The organism is Streptomyces sp. P6-2-1 (assembly GCF_050613165.1).
In the GTDB taxonomy this organism is placed as follows: domain Bacteria; phylum Actinomycetota; class Actinomycetes; order Streptomycetales; family Streptomycetaceae; genus Streptomyces.
In genome coordinates, this window is sequence record NZ_CP192513.1 from 3875762 (window position 1) to 3899136 (window position 23375).

Consider the following 23375-nt stretch of genomic DNA (forward strand, 5'->3'; position numbering starts at 1 on the left):
GGGTGTGATCAGCGTCGACGTGCCTGGGGCGGCTGTGGCTGCGAGGCCGCGACCGCTGCCGGGCTGACCGATGTGCCTTGCCGCCGTGCCGCGCTCCGCATCCGTGCCACTCGTGCACGGTCGCTCGGAACCGGCCTGGTGCTGAGCCGCTCGATGCGCCAGGTCAGTACCCGTGCAGGGCTGCGGGCGTCGTTGAGCGCCCGTTCGTCGGTGGCCTGCTGCAGTAGCTGCTTCGGATCATGCCCGGCCTTCTCGGCGGTCGCGAGGGCGGCAGTGAGGGCGTCGAAGGCCAAGTCCTCGACCACCTGCTCGGCGTGGGCAGGCATGGCCTGTCGGATGAGGAGGATGTGCCGTTCCACGATCTGCTGGGGTGGCCGGCGCTGGGCGAGGGCGGTCAGGGGTGCGGTGGCTGTCTGCTCGTAGGCGGCTTGCAGGTGGATCAGGGTCTGGTGGGCTGCGGCCACCTGTTGGTCGTGGTGGCGGAGCTGGTGCCAGCGGGCGGCGGCGATGACGGCGAGGATCGCTGCGTCGAGGAACATCGCCAGCAGCGCGCCGTCCTTGGGGGCGGGCTCGCGGACCATGGCTCGTACGGCGATACGCAGGGCGCGGGCGTGGTGGTGCTCGGCCTGGACGCGGGAGCGGGTGGCGCGCTCGAACGCCTCGGCTGCCTGCCATAGCTGGGGACGAATCTCCTGGGGTGCGCGCATCGGCAGGGCGTCGAGGGCTTCACCGAAGGCGGCCAGGTGGGCCTGAGCGGCTGCATCGTCATCGCCGTCGAGGTGGTGGGGGATGCGTTCCGCGGCGGCGGTTGCCTGGTGCCACGGGTTCACCCGACGGGGGCTGTGCTGGGGGGCGGTGGCTTCTAGACGCTTGCGGATCTTGGGGAGGGACAGGTCGGGGGAGAGTTCGGAGCCGGAGTACCAGATCAGCTTCTGCTGGGCGTTGACGTCGCCGTCGAGGGCGACGGTGTAGCCGCGTACATCACCGGACGGGAAGTGCTTGATGTCCACGAGGATGCCGTCGGTGCGCTCCAGCAGGTGGACGAACTCCTCGGTGCTGGTGGCGGCGGCCACGGCGGTGCGCACGGTGGTGCGCAGGTGTTCGCGGGCGGTGCGGGCTTGGCCGGCGCGCTTGGCCTTCTCCTGCTCGGCACGGGTGGGCCGTTTCGCGGCTGTGCGATCCCCGCGTATGACCTGGAAGAGACCGTACTCCTTTTCGACGGCTGCGAGTTCGCGGTCGGCAGTGAGGTAGTCGTTCCAGTGCCGGGCGGTGCGCAGGTCGGCGCGAACTGTGCTGGCGGCGATGTGGATGTGGTCGGGGGCGTGGCGGACGGCGACCCAGCGGCAGCCGTCCGGATCGCCGTCGGGTGCGATGCCGGTTGCGGCGACGATCCGGCGGGCGATGTCGCCCCATTCCTCGTCGCTGAGGTGGCGGTCGGTCTTGGTGGCGCGGATCGAGCAGTGCCACACGTGCTTCTCGGGTGCCCGGCCGAGCCGCGCGGCCTGTTTGACGTGCAGGTCGAGGTCGGCGACGAGAGCTCGCTTCGTGGCGTCGAAATCGGGGGTGCGGCCAGGGTCGGGGGCGAAGCCGTCCCAGGAGGCGACCAGGTGCGGGTTGGTGTGGCCCTTCTTCTTCGTGTCGTAGAGGTAGCGGATCAGGTTGGCGGTGTCCTTGCCTCCAGTGATCTTCGCGATCATCGGGCCGCCTTATGGCTGACGGCCTGGTTCGCGGCGGTGGCGATGCGGCGCACGGCCTCACCCACGGCGTTCAGGCTCCGGTCGGTCTGGGCGAGGAGGGCGCTGTCCCCAGGGTGTGGATGGCCGCCGGAGTTGAGCTTCTTGGCGATCTGGTTGACGTTGCGGCCGATGGCGGTGACCTGCTCGCGCAGGGCATTGATCTCGTCGATGTAGTCGTCGAGCTGGGTGCGCTGGCCGACCAGGGTGAGGTCGCCGTGGACGTGGGCCAGAGTGGCTGCGGCAACGTAGTGGGCGCCGCTGAGGTTCAGCGACGCTGCCTTGGCGCGTATGTCGGCCTCTTCCTTTTCGCTGTAGCGGACGTCGACTCGTCCCTCGCGACGGCCGTTGGGGTCGGGCTTGCGACGTTGGGCGACGCGGCGCAAGGCGGCTTCTTCTGCGGCACGCGGCAATGGCATCTCGACGGCAGCAGTGCTGTCGGCGACGGCGGTGGGCTGTTCCTGCTCGGGCACCCCCTGGTGCCCGAGTGCCTCCGCCACCCCCGGGGCGGAGGCTTCCCCGTGAGGCCGGCCCTTGGACGGTCCAGCGGGATACCTTGCTGCGCTGTTCAGGCCGGTGGCCATCTCCTGCTGCGGGATGGCGAGTTCGTGGTGCGGGTCGTGCATGGGCTGGTTCTCCGTGGAGTGCTGGGGGCGAGTGTTAGCTGTATGTGGGTGCCCCCTCGTGCTTGTCGGCATAGAGGGGGCGGCCAGGGCGTGCGCTGGATCAGGCGGTGGCGGAGGGGACTGCGGCGGCTTCCCTTTGCTGCTGGAACTTGGCGTCGTCGTACGTGCCGAGACGCTGGCCCCCGAAGCCATCGTCCGCGACAGGCTCGGGGCGACTGGCGCGCTCGGCCCTCAGCTGGTCGCGCACGGTGCGGGCGCGCGTCTGGGCGATCCGCAGTTCGCTGCGCAGTCGCTTGGCGGTCAACAGGTCGTCGCTCCAGTCGGCGGTCAGGCGACGGCCTTCAGCGAGCACTTCGGCGTCGGTGCGGTGGCGGTCGGTGGTCGACTCGGCGTTGGTGAGACGCGGACCGGTCGTCTCGTGCGGGGCGGCTTTGGTCGACTTCGCCGTGGTGGTCGACCGGGGCGGTCGGGCAGTGAGGGCCGACTCGTCGGCTCCGGTCGATCCCGTCATGTGTGCCTCGTCGACCTTCGTGGAAATCGACTCGGACGGCTCCTCGGGAACCGATTCGGCTCGGTCGGTCACCGACGGTGCGGCCTGCTCCCTGGCGCGCTGGCCAGCGGATTCTTCTCGTTGCCGGCTGACCGACTGGGCCGAGTCGGCCGCCTCGTGCTTGTGGTGCAGCACCTTTGCCACGAGGTCCGAGCCGAAGTAGATCGACCCGACTGGGAGTGATGTGGCCAGCAGTACGAGGGCCCAGTTCGCAGGCTCCCAGCTGGTGAGTCGACCCAGCCGGGTCGACTCGGTGCGCAGGGTCGGTATGAGCCCGTGGACGTAGTTCAGCAGGAGGCTGGCGATCGTGTAGGTCGCCAGTACCCGTAGCGCGAACTCCCGGTCGGAGCCGGTCAGCACAAGCGTGGCGATGAGTGCGAGGGCCATGAGCCCGTCGACCACGATCGGGTAGAGCAGGGCGGCGGTGGGATCGGCGCCGATGGCGCGGGCTACGTCGGACAGCGCGTTCCACGAGACCCGGAAGGCCATGAGGACGACGGCAATCAGGCCGAGAACGAGGGTGGCGCGTGCGCCCGCCCGGCGGCCACTTCCAGGATCGGCAGCGGGGCGATGCTGATGCGAATCAGTTCGGCTGAGCAGGGCGGTGATGCGTGCAAGCAAGCGGGGGTGCTCCAGGTGGGCTTGGGGTGGTGGTCTCGGCGCAGAGGCGGGCAGGGCGTGGCCGCCGTGAGGTGCGGGGACTCGTACCACTCGTCGCGTGCCTGGTCAGCACAGGTACGAGTGGCGTGGCGATGTCGAGACGACTCGTTGCGGGTACTTCACTCGTCCCCGCACTGACCTGCGCGGGGACGAGTGATGCGAGTGGCGTCGAGTCAGGCTGCGGTGCCGGGCGCCGGTCCGTCGGCTGAAGAGGCGGGCGCGTCTGTCGCCTTCGGCTCGGGGCAGTAGCGCGCCCAGGTGTCGAGGAATTGGTTGCGCGCGAAGCCCTTGGCCTGAGTGCCGTCGGGAAAGCGGCGGTTGGCCGAGCCGATGCCGTACGGCTTGAGCAGCAGTTGCAGGCCGCGCGGGGTCAGGCCGTTTGCGCCGTACTCCGCCCACGGTGCTTCCCTGTCTGCGTTCAGGGATTCCAGCAGGTGCTTCGTGCTCAGCACGGCAGGGTCGCCGACGGCGGCGAAGGCGCGGCGGATGCCGGTCAGGAGGCGGGTGCGCAGGCCGCCCTCCTCGTCCTGGCCGGCCTCGTAGTCGGTCATGGTGCGGCAAGCGGTACGAGCGAGCGCGGGCCAGTCGCCACCGGCGAGATCGGCGACGATGATCAGCGGCTCCCAGGTGTCCGCCGCGCGGTCCTCGACCGGCATCGGTGGCTCCATCTCCATGGCCAGCTCATAGAGGGGCTGGAGCCACGCGCGGAGGCGATCGCGGATCGCGTTCAGGGCGGGTGTGTCCCGGCCAGTGCGGAAGGACGCTACCTTCTCGCCCGCTGCTCGGCGGCGCATTCGGATGACCACCGCACGGTCCATGATCGTGTCCGGCAGGTCGCCGATCCCAGCCAGTGCTGCCATGGCGAAGGTGGGGAACTCCTGCACCTGGTGCTCCGGCCCGGACACTCGCAGAGTCGGCCGGCCACGCTGGTGTCCGGCGTTGATGAGTCCGCGGACCTCCTCGTTCTTCTCTGCGGCCTTGGTGGAGCTGAACATGGTGTCGGCCTCGTCGACCAGCAGTGTCGGCGGGTCCTCCCCGTCGATCGACCGGAAGATCGCCGCCGCGCTGGCGTTGACCGTGATCAGCCGGTTGTGCACTGTCTCGGTCACTACGTCCAGCAGGCGGGACTTACCGCACCGCTTCTCCGGCGCGACGATCGCCAGGCGCGGCGCGTGCTGCCACGCACGCTGCAGATGCGTCGCCGCGACCCACAAGGCCACCGCCGTCACGGCCTCCTCGCTCGGCATCGCCACGTACCGCTTCAGCTGTGCCCGAAGGTCGTCCAGGATCTGCGCCCCCTGAGACAGCGGCGTAGGCGAGGCGGTGTCGTCGGGGTCCTCTTCTGTTAGAGGCGCGCCAGCGCCGGACGGCTGGCCAGGGACGGCGACTGGGGGCCACGGCGTACCGGAGCCGTCGGGAAGGGATGGCGTATTCGGCTGGGCATCGGTCATACTGAGCATCAGCTGCTCTGCTTGCGGGCCATATGGGACGGCAATCCCGGACTTCGCAGGTTGATCGCTAGGGATGGCGGTTAAGAGGTTTGCGCTTGAGCCCCCGGCATCGCCGGGGGCTTCTTTCATGTGACTTGCGGGCGTGCGGACTCCTGAGGGCAGTGAGGTGGGATGCCATCACTATGCCACACGAATTGCAGATCGCATAAGTGCTTTGCATCTCGCAGTAGCGATGCTACTGTTTAGGCTGTGCTGCAAACCGCAGTGCATCGCTACGAACGGAAGGGGGTGCCGTGGCGGAGGAAGAACCGCCCGAGGGGGTCCTGCTCAGCGGCGAGGCGAACGTTGCCACTCGCATCAGGGTGGAGCGTGAGGCGCGCGGCTGGAGCACCAACGCCCTGTCGGACCGGCTCAACGAGGCCGGCTTTGAGATGAACCCGTCCGCAGTCTGGCGGATCGAAAACGGCAAGCGCCGCATCAACCTCGACGACGCCATCGGCTTCGCCGAAGTCTTCGGCATCGACCTGCGCAACCTCGTCGGGCCACCGCAGCTGGCTGCCAAGGCCCGCGCCATGGAACTCATCGACGAGGTCGTGGACGCGTTCCGCGCCACCCAGAGAGCCAACATGGCCTTCACCGAGGCGCGCGACGCGCTCGACGCCTATTTGACCGAGCACTCCGATATCCGCGAGGAAGCCGACCTCATGGTCCAGAGCGCCATCGCGGAGGAGGCCAGCAAGAACATGCTGAAGATGCATGGCCCTCCGCCCGGTGGCCGTGACGGTCACTCCACCGGCGAGGCATAGCCTCCGGCACCCCCTCCCGGCCTGGAGCCGCAAACCCCCAGGCCGGGCAGCTCACCCACATCCCTAGCGATCGACCGGCGGGTCGGCGTTGCCGCGCCCCATGTCCGCCAGAAGAGGACCCACCCCTTGCGCCAACCCGCGATAACCCCTGCCTCGGCACCGACTTCGCCCGCCGAGGCCGGCCTGCCGCGTCTCTACGTCCCCGAGGAAGTCGCAGCCGTCCTCGGCTGCTCCGCCTGGTGGGTCAAGGACCGTGCCCGCCGCCGGCTCATCCCGTTCACCCGCGTCGGCCGTGCTTACCGCTTCTCGGACGAGCACCTCGCGGGGATCATCCGCATGCACGAAGAGCGCCCGGCCGTGAATGCGCAGCGCACCGGCGGCGCTCCTGCGCCGACGCGCAAGCCTCCCGCTCGGCACCGGCCCGATGTGGCTGTACCCACCGTCCGGCTCCAGGCCCGGCCACCGCGACGGATGACCAAGTCCCAGTACGAAGCAGCTGCTTAACGCACCCCATACGACAGAAGGGAGGGAGATCTGTGGGGTACGCAGAGAAGCGCAGTGGCTACTGGCGTGGCCGTTACAAGATCGAGGACGGCAAGTACGGCACCGTCGCCGATTCCACGGGCGCCGTGGTCAAGTTCGCCACCAAGCGCGAGGCCAAGCAGGCCGCAGACGCCGAAGAGGTGGCCGTTCGTCGTGGCCAGTGGCGCGATCCGGGCCTCGGCCAGGAAACCTTCGGCGAGTACGCGAGCCGCTGGTACGCCTCCCAGGACCTGGCTGCCTCGACCATGCAGAACTACAAGCGCCACATCGAGGAGCACCTGCTCCCTGACTTCGAGGACAAGGCGCTCGCCAGCATCCTGCGCACGGACGTCGAGCTGTGGGAGAAGAAGGAGCGCGCGGCCTACGCGGCATCGAGCGTCAAGACCTGGCGCTCCACGCTCCACCTGATCTTCGAGGACGCGATCGACGAGGGCCTGCTCACGTCCAACCCGGCCGCCCGGCGGCGCGGACGAGGCAAGCGCGCCGGTCGCTCTCGCGACCGCGGCCCGGAGAAGGTCGTCACCGACGCGCTCGGCATCCTGCTGACTGCCGAGCGGGCGGCCCTGCTCTCCGGGCGCGACGACGAGTTCGTCGCCACGGTCCTCAAGGGCTACACCGGCAAGCGGTGGGGCGAAATCGTCGGCCTGGAAACGGGGTTCGTCCGACCTGCCGCTTTTCGCGTCGAATGGCAGCTGTACGAGCTGGACACCGGCGAGCTGGTGCGCTGTCCGCCCAAGGACGATAGTTACCGCACCATCGACTCGATGGACTGGCTGTCCGCCCTGGTCTTCAACCACATCGCCCGTACGAAGCCGACGCCCTGCCCTTGTCACGGCAGGACGTACGTCTTCCGAGGCCAAGGCGCGGCGCGCACAGGAGGCCACCAGGGCGCGAAGCTCGTCGATGTCGCCCGCCGTGCCGAAGTCTCCACGGGCACGGTCTCGAACGTCCTCAACCACCCCGACCGCGTAAGCGAGGACACCCGCGTACGCGTCGAACTCGCCATCGCTGAGCTCAGGTTCGTACGCGGTGGCGCCACGTCGGAGCACGCAGCTCACTGGCGCCGAAACGGCTTCGCCACCTGGCTGTTCACCCCGGCAGCATCAGGCTGGTACCCCAAGAAGGCTCCGCAGGAGGCTCGCCCCGTGCCGATCCTGGGTGAACCGTGGCCCGGCGTCCCGGCCCGAGGCCGGGGCGCTGCTGCTCGGGCGGACGCCTGCTGGCTCCCGATCGCCACGGGCCTCACACCCCACGGCCTTCGCCACACCCACCGCACGATGATGGAGGACCTCGGTACGGAGAAGGTCCTCATGGACGAACGCATGGGCCACATCGACGGTTCTGTCTCGGCGCGCTACGCGCACGTCACCCGTGGCATGCGCTCCCGCCTTATGCTCGGCCTGACCGAGCAGTGGGAGGCGGCTCTTTGCACTCGCCTGGTCATGTGCCCAACTTCCCCTGTACGCGTGCTGGACGACCTCCTGCGCACACGTATGGCAGCCCCTCGGTAGCCCTATTTGATGCCCCACAACACTGTTGTGGGGCATCAGGCGGGGTGGGACGGTATCCGTACGGTGAAGTTGTGAACGACTGCTCTTCCTGACTGGTTGTGAGAATCGTGCTTGTGCTGATGCGGCCGTTGGTGTGACCCTTCTTGTGGACGAGAAGGACGTACGAGATGGCATACGCGCGCTGGCGCCACATCCTCATGGAGTCGCAGCGGCACGCCCTCAAAGCGGTGGATGAGTGGAATTGCACGACTGGTAACTACAGCGATTTCCTCACGCACATGCACAAGGCGTGGCACTACCTGCTCCATGCGGAGTTCCACAAGGCGAAGATCGACTACCACTACAGCGATCCCAAGACTGGTCATCACCAGCTGATCGACGGTGAACCCAAGGCTTGGGATCTGGACCGCTGCTTGAGGGAGCGGTTCCCCGACAACAAAGATCCCGTGCGCTTGAATGGGGAACTCTTTGTGGCGCTTCGCAACAAGGTGGAGCACCGCTACGAGCACAACCTGAAGATCGTCACAGGTGGCAGGGCCCAGGCGCTCGTAGTGAACTACGAGCAGGAAATGGTCGCCCACTTCGGCCCCGAGTGCAGCCTTGCCGATCGGCTCCGATTCCCGATCTCGCTTCAGGCCCTCACCGCTGAGGGGCGGGAGCAGCTCCAGGCAGCGGCCAAGAAGCTGCCGAAGCACACCCGTGACCTGGTGGCGAAGTTTGAGGCCGCCATCGATCCTGCACTGCTCGACGACCTCCGATACGACTACCGCGTACGGCTCGTGCCCATTATCGGGTCGAAGACGGACGCCGACCTAGCGATCAATTTCGTCAAGCTCGACGAACTGAGCGAGAGCGAGCGCAGGACCATGGTCGAGGCCGGTCGTCTCGGCACGGTGATCGAGAAGGTCAAGCACGTCGAAGTGGCAGACAAGGACAAACTGCTCCCTGGACGAGTGGCTCGCCTCGTAGAAGATCAGGTGCCCTTCGAATTCAGCGTCCACAACGAGCACGCCAAGATGTGGCGACGGCTCGGGGTCAGACCTGCCACTGGCGCTTCCGATCCGCACGCCACGAACGCGAAGTATTGCATCTACAGCGAGGCGTTCGGCGCGTACGTCTATACGCGCGCCTGGGTGAAGAAGGTCGTCAGGGAGATCGGCACCGTTGAGAAGTACCGGTCGTTCTTTGGTAGGGAGCCCCGCATGAAGACGGTCACCCCGTTTCCAAAGCAGTTCGGAGCGTCCGAAGCGAGCGACGCGCAGCAGCACAGCAAGTCTGCCTGAGTCTTTGGCAGGAGCGTTTCACTCACTCGCCGAACAGGCTGTCCTGCATGTACTCGACGACCTTCCGCTCCGGGTAGAAGACGGCCAGCAGCATGAACGTCTTGGGATGGGCCGCGATGTTGCCGACGAAGAAGTGGACGGCCCGGCTTGGGGCGCACATCCGCGTGTACCAGCGCTCGCGGAGCGCATCACGGACCCCGTGCTCACCGTACTTGCGCAGGAACTTGCGGTACGACTGTCCTGCCTCCCAATCCTTCAGCCCCATGTCGTGGGTCGGGCAGTCTGCTTCGGCGCAGCGAAAGCTGTAGCGGAGGTCGAGCGGCACCCACTCCAGCGGGTTCAGCTCCTGCTCGAACAAGTCGAGTTGGTCGGCCAGCGCGGCTTTGGAGACAGACCAGGGCTCGGCGGCCTCCAGCCGGAAGCGGGTGATCTCGGCGGGGCGGAAGACGCCGAGGGACGTTCCTCGTTTCTCCTGATCCCGCTTGATGGCGCAGAGGGACGAGGCGACCAGCGGCTCTACGTGCCGATAGCGCTTCTGCCAGCCGCCGTCGGGCGGTACCTCACCCACTATCTCCAACGTGTCGAGATAGGGCCGGAGACTCTCTGGGCGGGAGTCTCGCTCAAGGCGGTGTGGCTCGACATCGACTTCGATGATCGAGTACTTGGAGAACTGGGCCTCCTCGCTCAGGAGCCGAAAAGGCACAGGGAAGAGCCGTACGTGCTGCGGCTTGCCTTGGTCGAGGCGTATGCCAGCCACGCAGCTGGTCTCGCGGTACTTACTGGACAGCTCCGGATACGTCTTGACCGTGATCATGATCCGTGCGCGCTGCCGCTTCCCGAATGTCGCCGACGCCATGGTATGCCCCCTCCATCGATCTCCCCGATCTGATTGGACGAGAGGCATGCGCTGCTGGCAAGGGTGCGTGCGAAAACCGGTGACGAAGTTAGGCCAAGGGATTCACTGGCACCTGGATCCGGCTGCGGACCGTCTCCAAGACGACCTGCCGGTGACAGCGGCTTTCGTCCTTCTCGAAGCACAGCACCGCTACCCGTGACGCTCGGGCACGCTCTGCGAGTCTCCCAAGGTCGGCCTGAGCTTCCTCGGACCGCAGGAGGCCACGGAAGCGCGCCCGACCCACTTCGACGCGGCCGTCCCAGAAGGGCTCGCGATTGTCCTTTGGATTGCCCAGGCCACGCAGGTGCGTGTACTCGATGCCGGCTTCGGCAAGAGCCGCCCCGAGACGGGTCTTGCTGAAGCCCTTCTTGCGGCTGATCGGGGTGAGCCGTACGTCCGCCACGACGCTGATGCGGCAGTCGACGAGCGACGCGACGAACGAGTCGATGTCCCGCCCTTCGTATCCGGCTGACCAGAGACCGGGCGGGACGGGCGGGGCTTGGGCTGCCTGGAAGAGATCATCGAGGGAGACCGAGAGAGCTTTGGCCACCGCGCCGACGGTGAAGAAACCCGGCTGGATCGCTCCCTCGCTCTCCAGACGGCCCAGCGTCCCGACGGCGATGCCTGCCTCCTTGGCCAGCCGTTCACGCGTCCACCCGCGCTCCTCCCGCAACGCCCGGACCCGCCGGGCGAGCGTACGGGCATGGTCGTGGGGAGGCGCTGAGCGATGACCTGCCATGTGCGTTGTTCCTAACGACCGTTGGGGCGGCCCGCCGCGGTGTTCCTGGTCAGCTACGAGCCCTGGATTCGCGAACGCGCAGGTCCGAGGGCGCTTGAGCGCTAGCTCAGCCTGCGGCACTGGAGACTGCTCCTGGGAGGGGCCGATCAAGATCTTCTCCCAGATTTCTCCCAAGCAATCTCCAGGAACCAATCAGGGGCCTGACCCGCACTGCGGATCAGGCCCCTGACCTGGTACTACGGCTGTCGGGGTGGCGGGATTTGAACCCACGACCTCTTCGTCCCGAACGAAGCGCGCTGCCAAGCTGCGCCACACCCCGGTGTCGGCTTCGACTGGTCACTCGCTGGTGATTTTGTCGTGGCGACAACCGATACTTTAGCGGACTCGGGGCTCAGGGCGAAATCCGGTTCTCAGGCCGCCGGGGTCAGGGTGAGGAGGGTGGCCTCGGGGGGGCAGGCGAAGCGGACGGGGGTGTAGCGGTTGGTGCCGCAGCCCGCGGAGACGTGCAGGTGGGCGGTGTGGCCGGCCGTCGTGTGGGTGGAGAGGCCCTTGACGCGGTCCGTGTCCAGGTCGCAGTTGGTGACGAGGGCCCCGTAGAAGGGGACGCACAGCTGGCCGCCGTGGGTGTGACCGGCGAGGATCAGCGGGTAGCCGTCGGCCGTGAAGGCGTCGAGGGCGCGCAGATACGGGGCGTGCACGATGCCGAAGGAGACGTCCGCGTCCGGGTCGGGGCCACCGGCGACCTCCGCGTAGCGGTCCCGCTTGATGTGCGGGTCGTCGATGCCCGTCAGGCCGATGCGGCAGCCGTCGATCTTCAGGGTGTCGCGCGTGTTGGTCAGGTTGAGCCAGCCCGCCGCGTCGAAGCCGTCCCGCAGCTCCTCCCACGGGTTGTGGACCACGTTCTCGGCGGGCGCGTTGCCGTTGAGGCCGTGGGCGCCGCGCGCCTTCTCCAGGAGGTAGCGGCCCGGGTTGCGCAGCCGTGGCCCGTAGTAGTCGTTCGAGCCGAACACGTACGCGCCGGGGAACTCCATGAGCGGCCCGAGCGCGTCCAGGACCTCGGGGACACCCTCCGTGTCCGAGAGGTTGTCGCCCGTGTTGATCACGAAGTCGGGGCGCAGCCCGGCGAGGGACTGGAGCCAGCGGCGCTTCTTCTTCTGGCCGCACACCATGTGGATGTCGGAGACCTGGAGGACGCGCAGCGGGCGCATCCCCTCGGGCAGGCAGGGGATCGTGACCCGGCGCAGCCGGAACGACCTCACCTCGAAACCCGCCGCGTAGACGAGGCCGGCCGCCGCCGTCGCCCCGATTCCCGCCGTGATGCCCAGGGGTACCTTGAATCGCGCGCGCATGGCCTCATCGTGTCAGACGCGGGGCGGGTGAGAATCCGGAGGGCTTTCCCGTACGCCACCTGAGACACTGGGCGCATGACCACCCTCAAGTCCACTCTGCGCGACGACCTCCAGACCGCCATCAAGGCGCGCGACGAGCTGCGTTCCGCGACGCTCCGGCTGACGCTCAGCGCGATCAGCAAGGAAGAGGTCTCCGGTACGAAGGCCCGTGAGCTGTCCGACGAGGAGGTGCTCCAGGTGCTCGCCAAGGAGGCGAAGAAGCGCCGCGAGGCCGCCGACGCCTTCGCGCAGGCGGGCCGCACCGAGCAGGCCGAGCGCGAGCAGGCCGAGGGCGAGGTGCTCGCGCACTACCTGCCCAAGCAGCTCGACGACGCCGAGCTGGACCAGGTCGTCGCCGGGGCCGTCGCCGAGGCGCGCGCCGCGGGGGCCGAGGGTCCCAAGGCGATGGGGCAGGTCATGAAGCTCGTGGGCCCGAAGGTGAAGGGCCTCGCCGAGGGCGGTCGCGTGGCGGCCGCGGTGAAGAAGGCGCTCGCCGCGGGCTGAGCGGTACGGACACCGAAAGGCCCCGCCCGGGTGCTCCGGGCGGGGCCTTCGTCGTGCCGCGCGAGGGCGGCCCGGGTACGGAGCGGAGGCGCCCCTCAGGGCACGGCGCGGTCACGCGTACCGGCACCCCGTACCGGAGCGGTCACGCGTACCGGACCCGTACCGGCACGGTCACGCGTACCGGACCCGTACCGGCGCGGTCACCGGCGCGGGTCACCCGCACCCGTCACCCGAACCAGCCCCCCTGTCCGCCGCCGTTGCCGCCGCCGTTGCCGTTCCCGCCGCGGTTCCCGTTCCCCTGGCCCGGGTTCGAGGGCTGGCCACCGGCCTGGTCGCCGCCGTTGCCGAAGACGAAGCCGCCGTTGTCCGGCTTGTCGTCGCCCTGGTCGTCGCCGTTGTCGTCGTGCTTGTCGCGGTCGCCGGGCTTCTTCTTGTCCTTCTTCTTCGGGTCGGGGATGTCGATGAGGTGGAAGTTCTGCGTCGGCTTGCCCGCGAGCGCGCCCGTCATCGCGTCACGCCAGATGGGTCCGGGGACCTGGCCGCCGTACACGTACTCCTGGAAGACGCCGCCGATCGTGACGTTGTGCATCTCCACCTCCTGCGAGGCGCTGCCGACCCAGACGGCGGCGGCGAGGTTCGGCGTGTAGCCGGCGAACCAGGCGTTCTTCCGCTTGTCCGTCGTACCGGTCTTACCGGCGCTCGGGCGGTCGCCGAGCCCGGCTTCCTTACCCGTACCGGAGTCGATCACGCCGTTGAGGAGCGTCGTGATCGAGTCGGCCGTCTTCTCGGACATCGCGCGCTGGCACTGCGACTTCGGCACCGGGACCGGCTTGCCGTCCATGCCGGTCACGGAGTTGATCGCGACCGGGGTGCAGTAGGTGCCGCGCGAGGCGAAGGCCGCGTAGGCGGCGGAGAGGGTGAGCGGCGAGAGCGTCGAGGAACCCAGCGAGATGGAGGGCTGCTGCGGCAGCTTCTGGCCGTTGCCCATGACGACGTGCAGCTTGTCCGTCATCTGCGTCACGGGGCAGATGCCGATCTCGGAGATGAGCGAGACGAAGTAGGTGTTGATGGACTTCGCCATCGCCTCCTTCATCACGTACGGGCCCTTCTCGGACTCGTTCTCGTTGTGGACCGTGGCCCCGTCGTTGTTGGTGTACGTGCCCTCGCACGTCGTCACCGGGCTCGGGTAGTCCATCTCGTACGGAGAGGGGTACTCCTTCGTCGGCGGCATGCCCTTCTCGATGGCGGCCGCGGCGACGAAGGGCTTGAAGGTCGAACCGGTCTGGAAGCCGTAGTTCGAGCCGCCCATGTCGTGGTCGACGCTGTAGTTGATCGTCGTCTGGTTCTTGCCGGTGCCGTACGGGGTCGCCTGGCCCATCGCGAGGATCTTGCCCGTGCCGGGCTCGACGAGGGTGCCCGCGGCGGTGACCGGGTCCGTCTTGTAGACGTGCTTGCTCAGGGACTGCTGGAGCGAGTCCTGCGCCTGTGGGTCCAGCGTGGTCTGGATCGTGAGGCCGCCGCGCTTCCACAGCGCGAGCCGGTCGTCCTTCGTCTTGCCGAAGGCGGGGTCGCTGAGGAAGACCTGTTCGACGTAGTTGCAGAAGAAGGCGGCGCCGCGCGAGGCGGTGATGCAGCCCGAGCGCTGCGGGGTGACCTTGAGGCCGAGCGGCTTGGCCTGCGCCGCCTTGGACTCGGCGGCGGTGATCGCGTGCGTCTCTGCCATGCGGCGCAGCACGGTGTTGCGGCGCTTGGTCGCTTCCTGCGGGTCGTTGATCGGGTCGTAGCGGGTCGGGGACTGCACGATGCCCGCGAGGAGCGCGGCCTGGTCGACCGTCAGGTCCTTGGCGTGCTGGGAGAAGTAGCGCTGGGACGCGGCCTCGACCCCGTAGGCGCCCTGGCCGAAGAAGGTGATGTTGAGGTAGTTCTCCAGGATCTTCTTCTTGCCCAGTTCCTTCTCGATCTGGATCGCGTACTTCAGTTCCTGGATCTTGCGGCCCATCGTCTGCTGCGTGGCCTGGGCGACCTTGTCGGGGTCGTCGCCCGCCTCCTCGATGAAGACGTTCTTGACGTACTGCTGGGTCAGGGTCGACGCGCCCTGCGCGACGCCCCCGCTCTGCGCGTTCTGGTTGACGGCGCGCAGCACGCCCTTGAGGTCGATCGCGCCGTGCTCGTAGAACCGCGAGTCCTCGATGGCGACGAGCGCCTTCTGCACGTACGGCGACATGTCCTTGCGGTCGACGACGGTGCGGTCGCGGTAGTAGACGGTGGCGATCTCACCGCCCTTGGCGTCGAGGATCTTGCTGCGCTGGGTGAGCGGCGGACGCTTGAGATCGGCGGGGATCTCGTCGAACTCCTTCACCGTCCCCTTGGTGGCGAGCCCGAGCGCCCCCACGCCCGGCAGGGCGATGCCCGCGAGCACTCCGCCCGCGAGAACACTGACTCCGAGGAACCTGGCGGCCAGCTGAACCGGGGAGAGCCCACCGCCCGCGCGCTTCTTTGCCATGAGGGCACCCTACGTTCTGATTCCCCGGACAACGGCACATCCCTTGGCCTAAGATCTTCCCGACTGTCACGACGGCCCCTTCTCCTGGCCGAGTGGACGGGGTGCGCTCGCCGCACTGCCGTACGCCCTGCCGGTTTTCGCCCCGTACGTCCTCTCCTGCCCCTTCCGAGGGGAGCGAACTGTCCCGTAGGTACCTAAAGGGACGTATGTCGTTCGCTCACTCCGTTGGGTGATCTGCCGCATGCGCATAGTCCGTTCGGGCCATCCAAGATTGGGCCCGAAGGGGGTGTTGCGCTGTGCCCACCTTCCGTAACGTCCTGCACTGGCGGCGGTGAATATGCCGCTGCCGCCGTGGGGGAGCCTCGATTCGGGAGAGGACGGCGCCGGCATGGGCTGGGTTACCGACTGGAGTGCGCAGGCAGCCTGCCGCACTACTGATCCGGATGAACTGTTCGTACAAGGGGCAGCGCAGAACAGGGCCAAGGCGGTGTGCACGGGATGCCCGGTGCGCACGGAGTGCCTGGCCGACGCGCTCGACAATCGCGTCGAGTTCGGCGTCTGGGGAGGGATGACGGAGCGGGAAAGGCGTGCGCTGCTGCGCAGGCGCCCCCTCGTCACCTCCTGGCGCCGCCTGTTGGAGACGGCGCGCAGCGAGTACGAGAGGTCCTGCGGGCCGCTCGGTACGGGCGCTGACGAGCTGGACTTCGAGGAGATGGAGACCGGTGACGCCGGGGGCATCGCGGCGGGCCCGGGGAACAGGCGGTACGCGGCGGTCGGCTAGACCGGGGCGGTGCGGTGCGGTCGGTCGGTCGGGCCGGGGTGCTGCGGTGCGGTCGGTCGGGCCGGGGTGCTGCGGTCGGTGGGGCCGGGCCGGGCGGGTGTCCGGGCCGGGGCGCTGACGTGCTGCTGACGCGCTGCCGGTGGGCGCGCGCGGACGCGTACAGGTCGCGGGGGGCTGTGCGTACGGGCGCGGGCGCGGTCCAGGAGGACTGGGCCCGGGCGGCCGCGAAGACTGGGCCGGGGCGGGCCGCGTACGGGCGGGCCGCGTACGGGTGGCCGCGTACGGGTGGGTCCGGGGCGGATCGGGTCCGGGTCCGGGTGCGGGTCGTGGGCCGGTCCCGGCCGGTGGCACGGGTGGGTGGCACGGGTGCGGGTGGCACGGGGACTTTTCCGGTACGGGCACGTCGCCCCGTACGCGCCGAGCCCTGGCCCGTGCCGCGTACGGGCCCCGGCGCGAGCGGCGTGGAGGGTGCGGCCCGTGGGCGCGTTCCCGGCGTACGGCCGGAGCCTCAGCCGGAGTCGCGGTCCTCGCCCGCGAGGCGCCGGGCGACTGTGCGCAGGCCCGTGAGGTCGTGGACGTCGCCCGCGAGCGCGGGGACCTCGGCGACCGGGACCTCGGGGTGGAGCGCGGTGAAGCGGTCGCGGGTGCGTGCCTCGCGGGCGCGCTGGCGGGCGCGCTCGGCGTGCAGGCGCAACAGTCCGGCGGCGAGGGCCGCGGCTTCGGGTGTGACCGCGGCTTCGGGCGCGTGGCTCGCGGCTTCGGGCGCGTCGCTCGGGTCTTCGGTTGTGGCGGGTGAACCGGCTCGGTCCTCGGGGGAGTTGAGGGTGTCACCGGTGATGTCCCGGGTGCTACGCAGTCCAGCTTTCCCGTCCCACTGATCCACAATGCCGCCGTCCTCAAGATTTTCCGCGGCGCTCAGCGCGCGCTCGGCGGTGAGGGAAGCCGGGCCGCCGCCGTGGACGCGGTTGAGGACGAGACCGGCGAGCGGCATGCCGTCGTCGGCGAGCCTGCGGACGAAGTAGGCGGCCTCACGCAGCGCGTCGCGCTCGGGGGCGGCGACGACGAGGAAGGCGGTGCCGGGGGCCTGGAGGAGCTGGTAGGTGGCGTCGGCGCGGGCGCGGAAACCGCCGAACATCGTGTCCATCGCGGCGACGAAGGTCTGCACGTCGGCGAGGAACTGACCGCCGAGCAGCTTGCCGAGCGTGCCGGTCATGAGCGACATCCCTGCGTTGAGGAACTTCATGCCCGCACGCCCGCCCGCCTTCGCCGGGGCCATGAGGACGCGCAGGAACTTCCCGTCGAGGAAGGAGCCGAGGTTCTTCGGGGCGTCGAGGAAGTCGAGCGCGGAGCGGGACGGCGGGGTGTCGACGACGATGAGGTCCCACTCCTCACCGGCCCGGAGCTGGCCGAGCTTCTCCATCGCCATGTACTCCTGCGTACCGGCGAAACCGGCAGAGAGCGACTGGTAGAAGGGGTTCTCCAGGATCGCGCGGGCCCGCGCGGGATCGGCGTGCGCCTCGACGATCTCGTCGAAGGTGCGCTTCATGTCGAGCATCATGGCGTGGAGTTCGCCCTCGCCCCGCGTGCCGGGGACGCGGCGCGGGGTGTTGTCGAGCGCGTCGATGCCCATCGACTGGGCGAGGCGGCGGGCGGGGTCGATCGTGAGCACGACGGCCTTGCGGCCGCGCTCGGCGGCTCGCAGCCCGAGCGCAGCGGCCGTCGTCGTCTTGCCGACGCCGCCGGAGCCGCAGCACACGACGATGCGGGTCGCGGGGTCGTCGATGAGCGGGTCGATCTCCAGGGCCGGAGCGGGGTCGAGGCTCACGGGGTCCTCCCGGGGTCGGGGGTTCCGGGATCGGGGGTGCCTGGGTCGGGGGTGCCGGGGTCGACCGTGCCTGGGCCGGTCGTGGTGCCTGGGCCGGTCGTCGTGCCGGAGCGGCTGGGTGGCTCCTCGGCGACTCCCTGGCCGCGCAGGTCCTTCGCCATGCGGTACACGGCGGCGAGGTCCATGCCCTCGGGGGCGAGCGGCAGTTCGAGGACGGGGCGGCCGAGCGCGGCGAGCCTGGCACGCTGCGCCGCCTCCAGGGCGTGGCGCTCCCCGTACTCCTCGCCGAGCGCAAGCAGCGGCCCGGCGAGCGTCCCTGCGCGCGGCAGCCCGGCGGCGGTGAGGGCCGCTTCGAGCGCGGCGCGCGGGACGTCCCCGGCGAGGGCGCCGGGGGCGAGCGGCGCGGGGCGGACCATGTTGACGAGGACCCGGCCCACGGGCAGCCCCGCGGCGCGCAGTTCGGCGATCCCGTCCGCCGTCTCCTGCACCGGCATCTCCTCCAGGAGCGTGACGAGGTGCACGGCGGTCCGCGAGGACTTGAGCAGGTGCATGACGGACTGCGCCTGGTGGTGCACGGGCCCGATACGGGCGAGCCCGGCGACCTCGTCGTTGACGCCGAGGAAACGGGTGATGCGGCCGGTCGGCGGGGCATCCATCACGACGTGGTCGTACACGTGCCGCCCCTGCTTGTCCTTGCGGCGGACGGCCTCGGCGGCCTTGCCGGTCAGGAGCACGTCGCGGACGCCGGGGGCGACGGTGGTCGCGAAGTCGATCGCGCCCATCTTCTTCAGGGCGCGGCCCGCGCTGCCGAGCCGGTAGAACATCTGGAGGTAGTCGAGGAGGGCCAGCTCGGGATCGATCGCGAGCGCGAAGACCTCGCCGCCCCCGGGCGCGACGGCGATCTTGTGCTCCCCGTACGGCAGCGGCTCCGTGTCGAAGACCTGCGCGATGCCCTGTCTGCCCTCGACCTCGACGAGGAGCGTGCGCCTGCCCTCGGTGGCGAGGGCGAGCGCGAGCGCGGCGGCGACCGTCGTCTTGCCGGTCCCGCCCTTCCCGCTGACGACTTGGAGCCTGCTCACAGCGCGAGCCTAGAACGTCGCGGGGCGCGGCGGGCGGGCGGGCGCGAAGTGGGGGCGCGAAGGGGGAGCGCGGGGGTGGGGGTGAGGGGGTGGGGGCGCGGCCGGAGGGGGCGCGGGTGTGGCCGTACGGGCTGGGGGTGTGGCGGTACGGGCTCGGGGGTGTGGCGGTACGACGGGCCGGGGGGCGTTGCCGTACGGGCCGGGAGCGTGGCGGTGTGACGGGACGGGGGTGTGGCCGTACGGGCCGGGGCCGTCGCCCGCCGCGTGGGTTTCCGCCGCTCACGTACCGCCCGTTAAAGTCGCCGCATGAAGACTTGGGAATACGTCACCGTGCCACTCCTCTCGCACAACACGAAGGCCATCCTCGACAACTGGGGCCAGGACGGCTGGGAGCTGGTCACCGTGATTCCGGGGCCCAACGGCTGGGAGAACCCTGTCGCCTACCTGAAGCGCGAGAAGCAGGCGTGAGCGCGGTCGAGGCGCGCATCGCCGAGCTGGGCCTGACGCTGCCGGAGGTCGCGGCCCCGCTCGCCGCGTACCAGCCGGCCGTGCGCAGCGGCGTGTACGTGTACACCGCCGGGCAGCTGCCGATGGTCGAGGGCACGCTGCCGACGACCGGGAAGGTCGGCGCCGAGGTCACCGCCGATGAGGCGAAGGCGCTCGCGCGGATCAGCGCGCTCAACGCGCTCGCCGCGGTGCGCTCGGTGGCGGGCGACCTGGACCGCGTCGCGCGCGTGGTGAAGGTCACCGGCTTCGTCGCCTCGGCGACCGACTTCACGGGACAGCCGGGGGTCGTGAACGGGGCGAGCGAACTGCTCGGCGAGGTCCTGGGCGAGAAGGGCGTGCACGCCCGCAGCGCCGTGGGCGTCGCCGTCCTCCCGCTGGACGCGCCGGTGGAGATCGAGCTGATCGTGGAGCTGGAGGCGTAGCTCTTCGGGGGACGGGGGACGGGGGACGGGGGACGGGGGACGGGGGACGGGGGACGGGGGACGGGGGACGGGGCCGGACGGCGTCGGCCGGGGGCGTGTCCGGGGGGCGGTCGGGGTCGCTGACCGCGGCGGGTGGGTACGTGCGGTGGCTGATCCTTCGAACTCCCGCGCGAGAGGCGTTAGCCTCCGGAGCATGAGCGAACGTGCAGGCAAGAGCACCGGCGCACAGTGGTTCCCCGCCGACTGGCCGGACCGCATCCGTGCCCACGCGCGCGGTGACCTCGTCCCCGTACCGCCGCGTCGCGCCGCGACCGTACTGCTGCTGCGCGAGGCGCCCGACGGTCCCGGCGGGCTCCTCGTGCACATGCTGCGGCGGCGCGCCTCGATGGCCTTCGCGGCCGGCGCGTACGCGTACCCGGGCGGCGGCGTGGACCCGCGCGACAGCGAGACGGCCGTGCGCTGGGCCGGACCGTCGCCCGCCGCGTGGGCGGAGCGGCTCGGCCTCGACGAAGAGGGCGCGGCGCGGGCCGTCGTGTGCGCGGCGGTGCGCGAGACCTTCGAGGAGTGCGGCGTGCTGCTCGCGGGCCCGGACGCGGAGACGGTCGTCGCGGACGTCTCGGGGCCGGAGTGGGAGGCGGAGCGCGCGGCGCTCGTCGCGCACGAGACCTCGTTCGCCGCGTTCCTCAACCGGCACGCGCTGGTGCTGCGCAGCGACCTGCTCGGCGGCTGGGCCCGCTGGATCACCCCGGAGTTCGAGGCGCGGCGCTACGACACGTGGTTCTTCGTCGCCGCGCTCCCCGAGGGCCAGCGCACGCGCGAGGTCTCCACGGAGGCCGACCGCACCGAGTGGGTGCGCCCGGTGGACGCCCTGCACCGGTACGCGGAGGGGGCGCTCCAGATGATGCCGCCCACCGTCGCGACCCTGCGCGACCTCGTCCCGTACGGGTCCGTGCCGGGGGTCATGGCCGACCTGGAGGGGCGTGCGCTCAAGCCCGTTCTGGCGGAGGCGCGGCTCGACGGCGACGAGGTCGTACTGACGTGGCCGGGGCACGAGGAGTTCACGCGCCGGGTGCCGGGTGGAGGGCCAGGGGGGCTGTCGGGCGGTTCGCCGGGCGGGGGGTCGCCGGGCGGGGGGTCGTCCGGTGAGGGTTCGCCGGGCGGGGGCTTGCAGGGTGGCGGTGCGCCAGGCGAAGGTGCGCCCGGCGAAGGTGCGCCTGGTGAGGGCTCGGTCGGCGGGGGTGAGGGGGCATGAGCGCGATACCCCCGCTGCCGGGGAGCCCGCGCGGGGCCGTGACGAGTGGCCCGGCGACGGCGCGCGCGGTCAACGTCCTCGCGCCGAACCCCTCGGCGATGACGCTCGACGGCACCAACACGTGGATCGTGGCCGAGCCCGGCTCGGACCTCGCGGTGGTCATCGACCCGGGGCCGCTCGACGAGGGCCACTTGGCGAACGTCGTCGCCACGGCCGAACGCGCCGGGCAGCGCGTCGCGCTGACGCTGCTCACGCACGGTCACGCCGACCACGCGGAGGGCGCGGCGCGCTTCGCCGAGCTGACCGGGAGCCCGGTGCGCGCCCTCGACCCGGCGCTGCGGCTCGGCGATGAGGGCCTCGCCGCGGGCGACGTCGTCACGACGGGCGGCCTCGAACTGCGGGTCGTGCCGACCCCGGGGCATACGGGGGACTCGCTCTCCTTCCACCTCCCCGCGGACCGTGCCGTCCTCACGGGGGACACGGTGCTCGGGCGCGGGACGACGGTGGTGGCGCACCCGGACGGGCGGCTCGGGGACTACCTCGACACGCTGCGGCGGCTGCGGACACTGGCGACCGACGACGGCGTCGACATCGTGCTGCCGGGGCACGGGCCGGTCCTGGACGACGCGCGCGGCGCGATCGAGTACTACCTCGCGCACCGCGCGGCACGCCTCGCGCAGGTCGAGGAGGCGGTCAGGGCGGGGCTGACGACGGCGCCGGAGGTGGTGGCACGGGTGTACGCGGACGTGGACCGGTCGTTGTGGCCGGCGGCGGAGTGGTCGGTGGGGGCGCAGCTGGAGTATTTGCGGGGGCGGGGGGTGGGGTGAGGTGGGGGGGTGGGGTGGGGGTGGGGAGGCGGCCCGCAACCCACCAAAAGACAGCCCCCACCCACCCAAAGGGGGGGCTCCCCGACATCAATTCTTCCGTAGCCCGCACCCCCGCCCCCACCACTCCGCCCGCATCTGTGGACAACTCAGGGAAACCCGCACACCGCCTCACTCGTGCGAGTGAGCAGCGTCGCGATTCCGCCGTGGCTGTCCACAGTCGCAGTCATACGAACGCCGAAAGACCGGACAGAAGATCACCACGGTCGGCCCGATCATCGCCCCGACCAGCCTGATCATCCGTACGTACGCCCGCCGGGCAGACGTCCCGGAGGGAGCCCCTCACCGGGAGCCCCCTCACAGGAGAGCCCTTCACCGGGAGCCCCCTCACCGGAAGGCCCGTCCGCCGGACACCCCCTGTCGGCCGCCGCACCCACCGAAGGCCCGCCCCGTCCGCCGGACGCCCCCCGGCAGATAAACCCCGCACTAAAAGGCGGCCGTCCCCACCCGGGGGACGGCCGCCTCTCGTCCGTACGGCCGTGCACGGGAACAGGCCCCGTACGGAAAGTCCTCACACCAGCCTCGGCCACGGCCTCACCGCGCTGGCCACCGCCTCAGCGCGAACGCTTCGCCAGCCGCTCCACGTCCAGCAGGATCACCGCGCGCGCCTCCAGCCGCAGCCAGCCACGCCCGGCGAAGTCCGCGAGCGCCTTGTTGACCGTCTCGCGCGAGGCGCCGACGAGCTGCGCGAGTTCTTCCTGCGTCAGGTCGTGGACGACGTGAATGCCCTCCTCGGACTGCACGCCGAAGCGGCGCGACAGGTCGAGCAGCGCGCGGGCGACACGGCCCGGCACATCGGAGAAAACCAGGTCCGACATCTGGTCGTTGGTCTTGCGCAGTCGACGCGCCACCGCGCGCAGCAGCGCCGCGGCGACCTCGGGGCGCCCGCTGAGCCACGGCTGGAGATCGTTGTGCCCCAGGCCGAGAAGCTTGACCTCGGTGAGCGCGGACGCGGTCGCCGTGCGCGGGCCCGGGTCGAAGAGCGACAGCTCACCGATCAGCTCGCCGGGGCCGAGCACCGCGAGCATGTTCTCGCGGCCGTCGGGCGAGGTGCGGTGCAGCTTGACCTTGCCCTCCGTCACGACGTAGAGGCGGTCGCCCGGCTCGCCCTCGTGGAAGAGGGACTCCCCGCGGGCAAGCGTCACCTCACTCATGGAGGCGCGGAGCTCCGCCGCCTGTTCGTCATCGAGCGCCGCGAACAGCGGTGCGCGCCGCAGAACGTCATCCACGAGTTCTCTCCTTGTCGGCTGCTCAGGGGGACTGGTCATCTCCCATTGTGCCGGACGTGCCAAACAGTGTGATCAGTCACAAGTGTGCCGCACAGACGCTCGGTCCTGTGCGCCAGGGGGTCCGTGGGAGTGGCGTACCCCGTGCTCGGCGGCAGATGTCCGTACCCGGCCGTAGGCTGAGCGGGTGTCCGCGACGCCCGGCGG

21 protein-coding genes and 1 tRNA gene are annotated in these 23375 nt (G+C 70.2%); 10 read left to right on the forward strand and 12 right to left on the reverse strand.

Annotation, left to right across the window (positions count from 1 at the left end; genetic code table 11):
* Window positions 1-8: 8 nt before the first annotated feature.
* The 4 genes from ACQYWQ_RS16715 to ACQYWQ_RS16730 all read right to left on the reverse strand — a co-directional run bounded on the left by ACQYWQ_RS16715 (window position 9) and on the right by ACQYWQ_RS16730 (window position 5020).
* Window positions 9-1697: a relaxase/mobilization nuclease domain-containing protein gene (locus ACQYWQ_RS16715; protein ID WP_431035531.1), complete on the reverse strand. Its 1689-nt coding sequence runs from the start codon at window positions 1695-1697 to the stop codon at window positions 9-11.
* On the reverse strand, window positions 1694-2359 hold the full coding sequence (gene mobC, locus ACQYWQ_RS16720) for a plasmid mobilization relaxosome protein MobC (protein ID WP_431035533.1): 666 nt from the start codon (window positions 2357-2359) through the stop codon (window positions 1694-1696). Before mobC ends, ACQYWQ_RS16715 begins: the two co-directional genes overlap by 4 nt.
* 100 nt (window positions 2360-2459) lie before the next feature.
* Entirely contained in the window at window positions 2460-3530 is a 1071-nt protein-coding gene (locus ACQYWQ_RS16725) for a DUF2637 domain-containing protein (protein ID WP_431035535.1), read from the reverse strand.
* A gap of 212 nt (window positions 3531-3742) precedes the next feature.
* The gene (locus ACQYWQ_RS16730) at window positions 3743-5020 is read right to left on the reverse strand and encodes a DUF3631 domain-containing protein (RefSeq protein WP_431035536.1); all 1278 of its coding nucleotides are present in this window, start codon (window positions 5018-5020) and stop codon (window positions 3743-3745) included.
* A 293-nt stretch (window positions 5021-5313) separates the two neighbouring features.
* Between ACQYWQ_RS16730 and ACQYWQ_RS16735 the strand changes: the two genes are divergently transcribed.
* The 4 genes from ACQYWQ_RS16735 to ACQYWQ_RS16750 all read left to right on the forward strand — a co-directional run bounded on the left by ACQYWQ_RS16735 (window position 5314) and on the right by ACQYWQ_RS16750 (window position 9163).
* On the forward strand, window positions 5314-5826 hold the full coding sequence (locus ACQYWQ_RS16735) for a helix-turn-helix domain-containing protein (protein WP_431035538.1): 513 nt from the start codon (window positions 5314-5316) through the stop codon (window positions 5824-5826).
* Between the two features lie 126 nt (window positions 5827-5952).
* Window positions 5953-6330, forward strand: coding sequence for a DNA-binding protein (locus tag ACQYWQ_RS16740; protein ID WP_431035539.1), 378 nt, complete (start codon window positions 5953-5955; stop codon window positions 6328-6330).
* 32 nt (window positions 6331-6362) lie between these two features.
* Window positions 6363-7880: a LacI family DNA-binding transcriptional regulator gene (locus ACQYWQ_RS16745; RefSeq protein ID WP_431035540.1), complete on the forward strand. Its 1518-nt coding sequence runs from the start codon at window positions 6363-6365 to the stop codon at window positions 7878-7880.
* 167 nt (window positions 7881-8047) lie between these two features.
* A complete protein-coding gene (locus tag ACQYWQ_RS16750; RefSeq protein ID WP_431035541.1) occupies window positions 8048-9163 on the forward strand; it encodes a DUF3644 domain-containing protein in 1116 nt (371 codons plus the stop codon).
* A gap of 22 nt (window positions 9164-9185) precedes the next feature.
* On the opposite strand, the gene ACQYWQ_RS16755 is transcribed toward ACQYWQ_RS16750, so the two are convergent.
* The 4 genes from ACQYWQ_RS16755 to ACQYWQ_RS16770 all read right to left on the reverse strand — a co-directional run bounded on the left by ACQYWQ_RS16755 (window position 9186) and on the right by ACQYWQ_RS16770 (window position 12146).
* Window positions 9186-10019, reverse strand: a complete 834-nt coding sequence (locus ACQYWQ_RS16755) for a hypothetical protein (protein ID WP_431035543.1) — start codon at window positions 10017-10019, stop codon at window positions 9186-9188.
* A gap of 88 nt (window positions 10020-10107) precedes the next feature.
* Entirely contained in the window at window positions 10108-10797 is a 690-nt protein-coding gene (locus tag ACQYWQ_RS16760) for a DUF488 family protein, N3 subclade (RefSeq protein ID WP_431035544.1), read from the reverse strand.
* A gap of 245 nt (window positions 10798-11042) precedes the next feature.
* Window positions 11043-11116, reverse strand: a tRNA-Pro gene (locus ACQYWQ_RS16765).
* Window positions 11117-11207: 91 nt separating this feature from the next.
* Window positions 11208-12146: a metallophosphoesterase gene (locus ACQYWQ_RS16770; protein ID WP_431035546.1), complete on the reverse strand. Its 939-nt coding sequence runs from the start codon at window positions 12144-12146 to the stop codon at window positions 11208-11210.
* A gap of 75 nt (window positions 12147-12221) precedes the next feature.
* Between ACQYWQ_RS16770 and ACQYWQ_RS16775 the strand changes: the two genes are divergently transcribed.
* On the forward strand, window positions 12222-12689 hold the full coding sequence (locus ACQYWQ_RS16775) for a GatB/YqeY domain-containing protein (protein WP_431035548.1): 468 nt from the start codon (window positions 12222-12224) through the stop codon (window positions 12687-12689).
* Window positions 12690-12915: 226 nt separating this feature from the next.
* Here ACQYWQ_RS16775 and ACQYWQ_RS16780 read toward each other — a convergent pair whose 3' ends face one another.
* Window positions 12916-15192, reverse strand: coding sequence for a transglycosylase domain-containing protein (locus ACQYWQ_RS16780; protein WP_431035549.1), 2277 nt, complete (start codon window positions 15190-15192; stop codon window positions 12916-12918).
* 388 nt (window positions 15193-15580) lie between these two features.
* Here ACQYWQ_RS16780 and ACQYWQ_RS16785 point away from each other — a divergent pair, with 388 nt between their 5' ends.
* Entirely contained in the window at window positions 15581-15973 is a 393-nt protein-coding gene (locus ACQYWQ_RS16785) for a WhiB family transcriptional regulator (RefSeq protein WP_431035550.1), read from the forward strand.
* A 508-nt stretch (window positions 15974-16481) separates the two neighbouring features.
* Here ACQYWQ_RS16785 and ACQYWQ_RS16790 read toward each other — a convergent pair.
* Together ACQYWQ_RS16790 and ACQYWQ_RS16795 are read right to left on the reverse strand one after the other, a co-directional pair.
* Complete coding sequence (locus ACQYWQ_RS16790; protein ID WP_431035551.1) at window positions 16482-17798, reverse strand: ArsA family ATPase; 1317 nt, start codon at window positions 17796-17798, stop codon at window positions 16482-16484.
* Window positions 17795-18877, reverse strand: coding sequence for an ArsA-related P-loop ATPase (locus ACQYWQ_RS16795; RefSeq protein WP_431035552.1), 1083 nt, complete (start codon window positions 18875-18877; stop codon window positions 17795-17797). Before ACQYWQ_RS16795 ends, ACQYWQ_RS16790 begins: the two co-directional genes overlap by 4 nt.
* 306 nt (window positions 18878-19183) lie before the next feature.
* On the opposite strand from ACQYWQ_RS16795, the gene ACQYWQ_RS16800 reads away from it, so the two are divergent.
* The 4 genes from ACQYWQ_RS16800 (at window position 19184) to ACQYWQ_RS16815 (ending at window position 21885) form a co-directional block, all read left to right on the forward strand.
* The gene (locus tag ACQYWQ_RS16800) at window positions 19184-19345 is read left to right on the forward strand and encodes a hypothetical protein (RefSeq protein ID WP_431035554.1); all 162 of its coding nucleotides are present in this window, start codon (window positions 19184-19186) and stop codon (window positions 19343-19345) included.
* The gene (locus tag ACQYWQ_RS16805; protein WP_431035556.1) at window positions 19342-19806 is read left to right on the forward strand and encodes a RidA family protein; all 465 of its coding nucleotides are present in this window, start codon (window positions 19342-19344) and stop codon (window positions 19804-19806) included. Before ACQYWQ_RS16800 ends, ACQYWQ_RS16805 begins: the two co-directional genes overlap by 4 nt.
* A 193-nt stretch (window positions 19807-19999) precedes the next feature.
* Entirely contained in the window at window positions 20000-21058 is a 1059-nt protein-coding gene (locus ACQYWQ_RS16810; protein WP_431035557.1) for an NUDIX hydrolase, read from the forward strand.
* Window positions 21055-21885 carry an MBL fold metallo-hydrolase gene (locus ACQYWQ_RS16815; RefSeq protein WP_431035558.1) on the forward strand — a complete coding sequence of 277 codons (831 nt, stop codon included), beginning with the start codon at window positions 21055-21057 and terminating at the stop codon, window positions 21883-21885. The genes ACQYWQ_RS16810 and ACQYWQ_RS16815 overlap by 4 nt, the downstream gene beginning before the upstream one ends.
* A gap of 611 nt (window positions 21886-22496) precedes the next feature.
* Here ACQYWQ_RS16815 and ACQYWQ_RS16820 read toward each other — a convergent pair.
* On the reverse strand, window positions 22497-23171 hold the full coding sequence (locus ACQYWQ_RS16820) for a Crp/Fnr family transcriptional regulator (protein ID WP_007823925.1): 675 nt from the start codon (window positions 23169-23171) through the stop codon (window positions 22497-22499).
* Window positions 23172-23375: the final 204 nt, after the last annotated feature.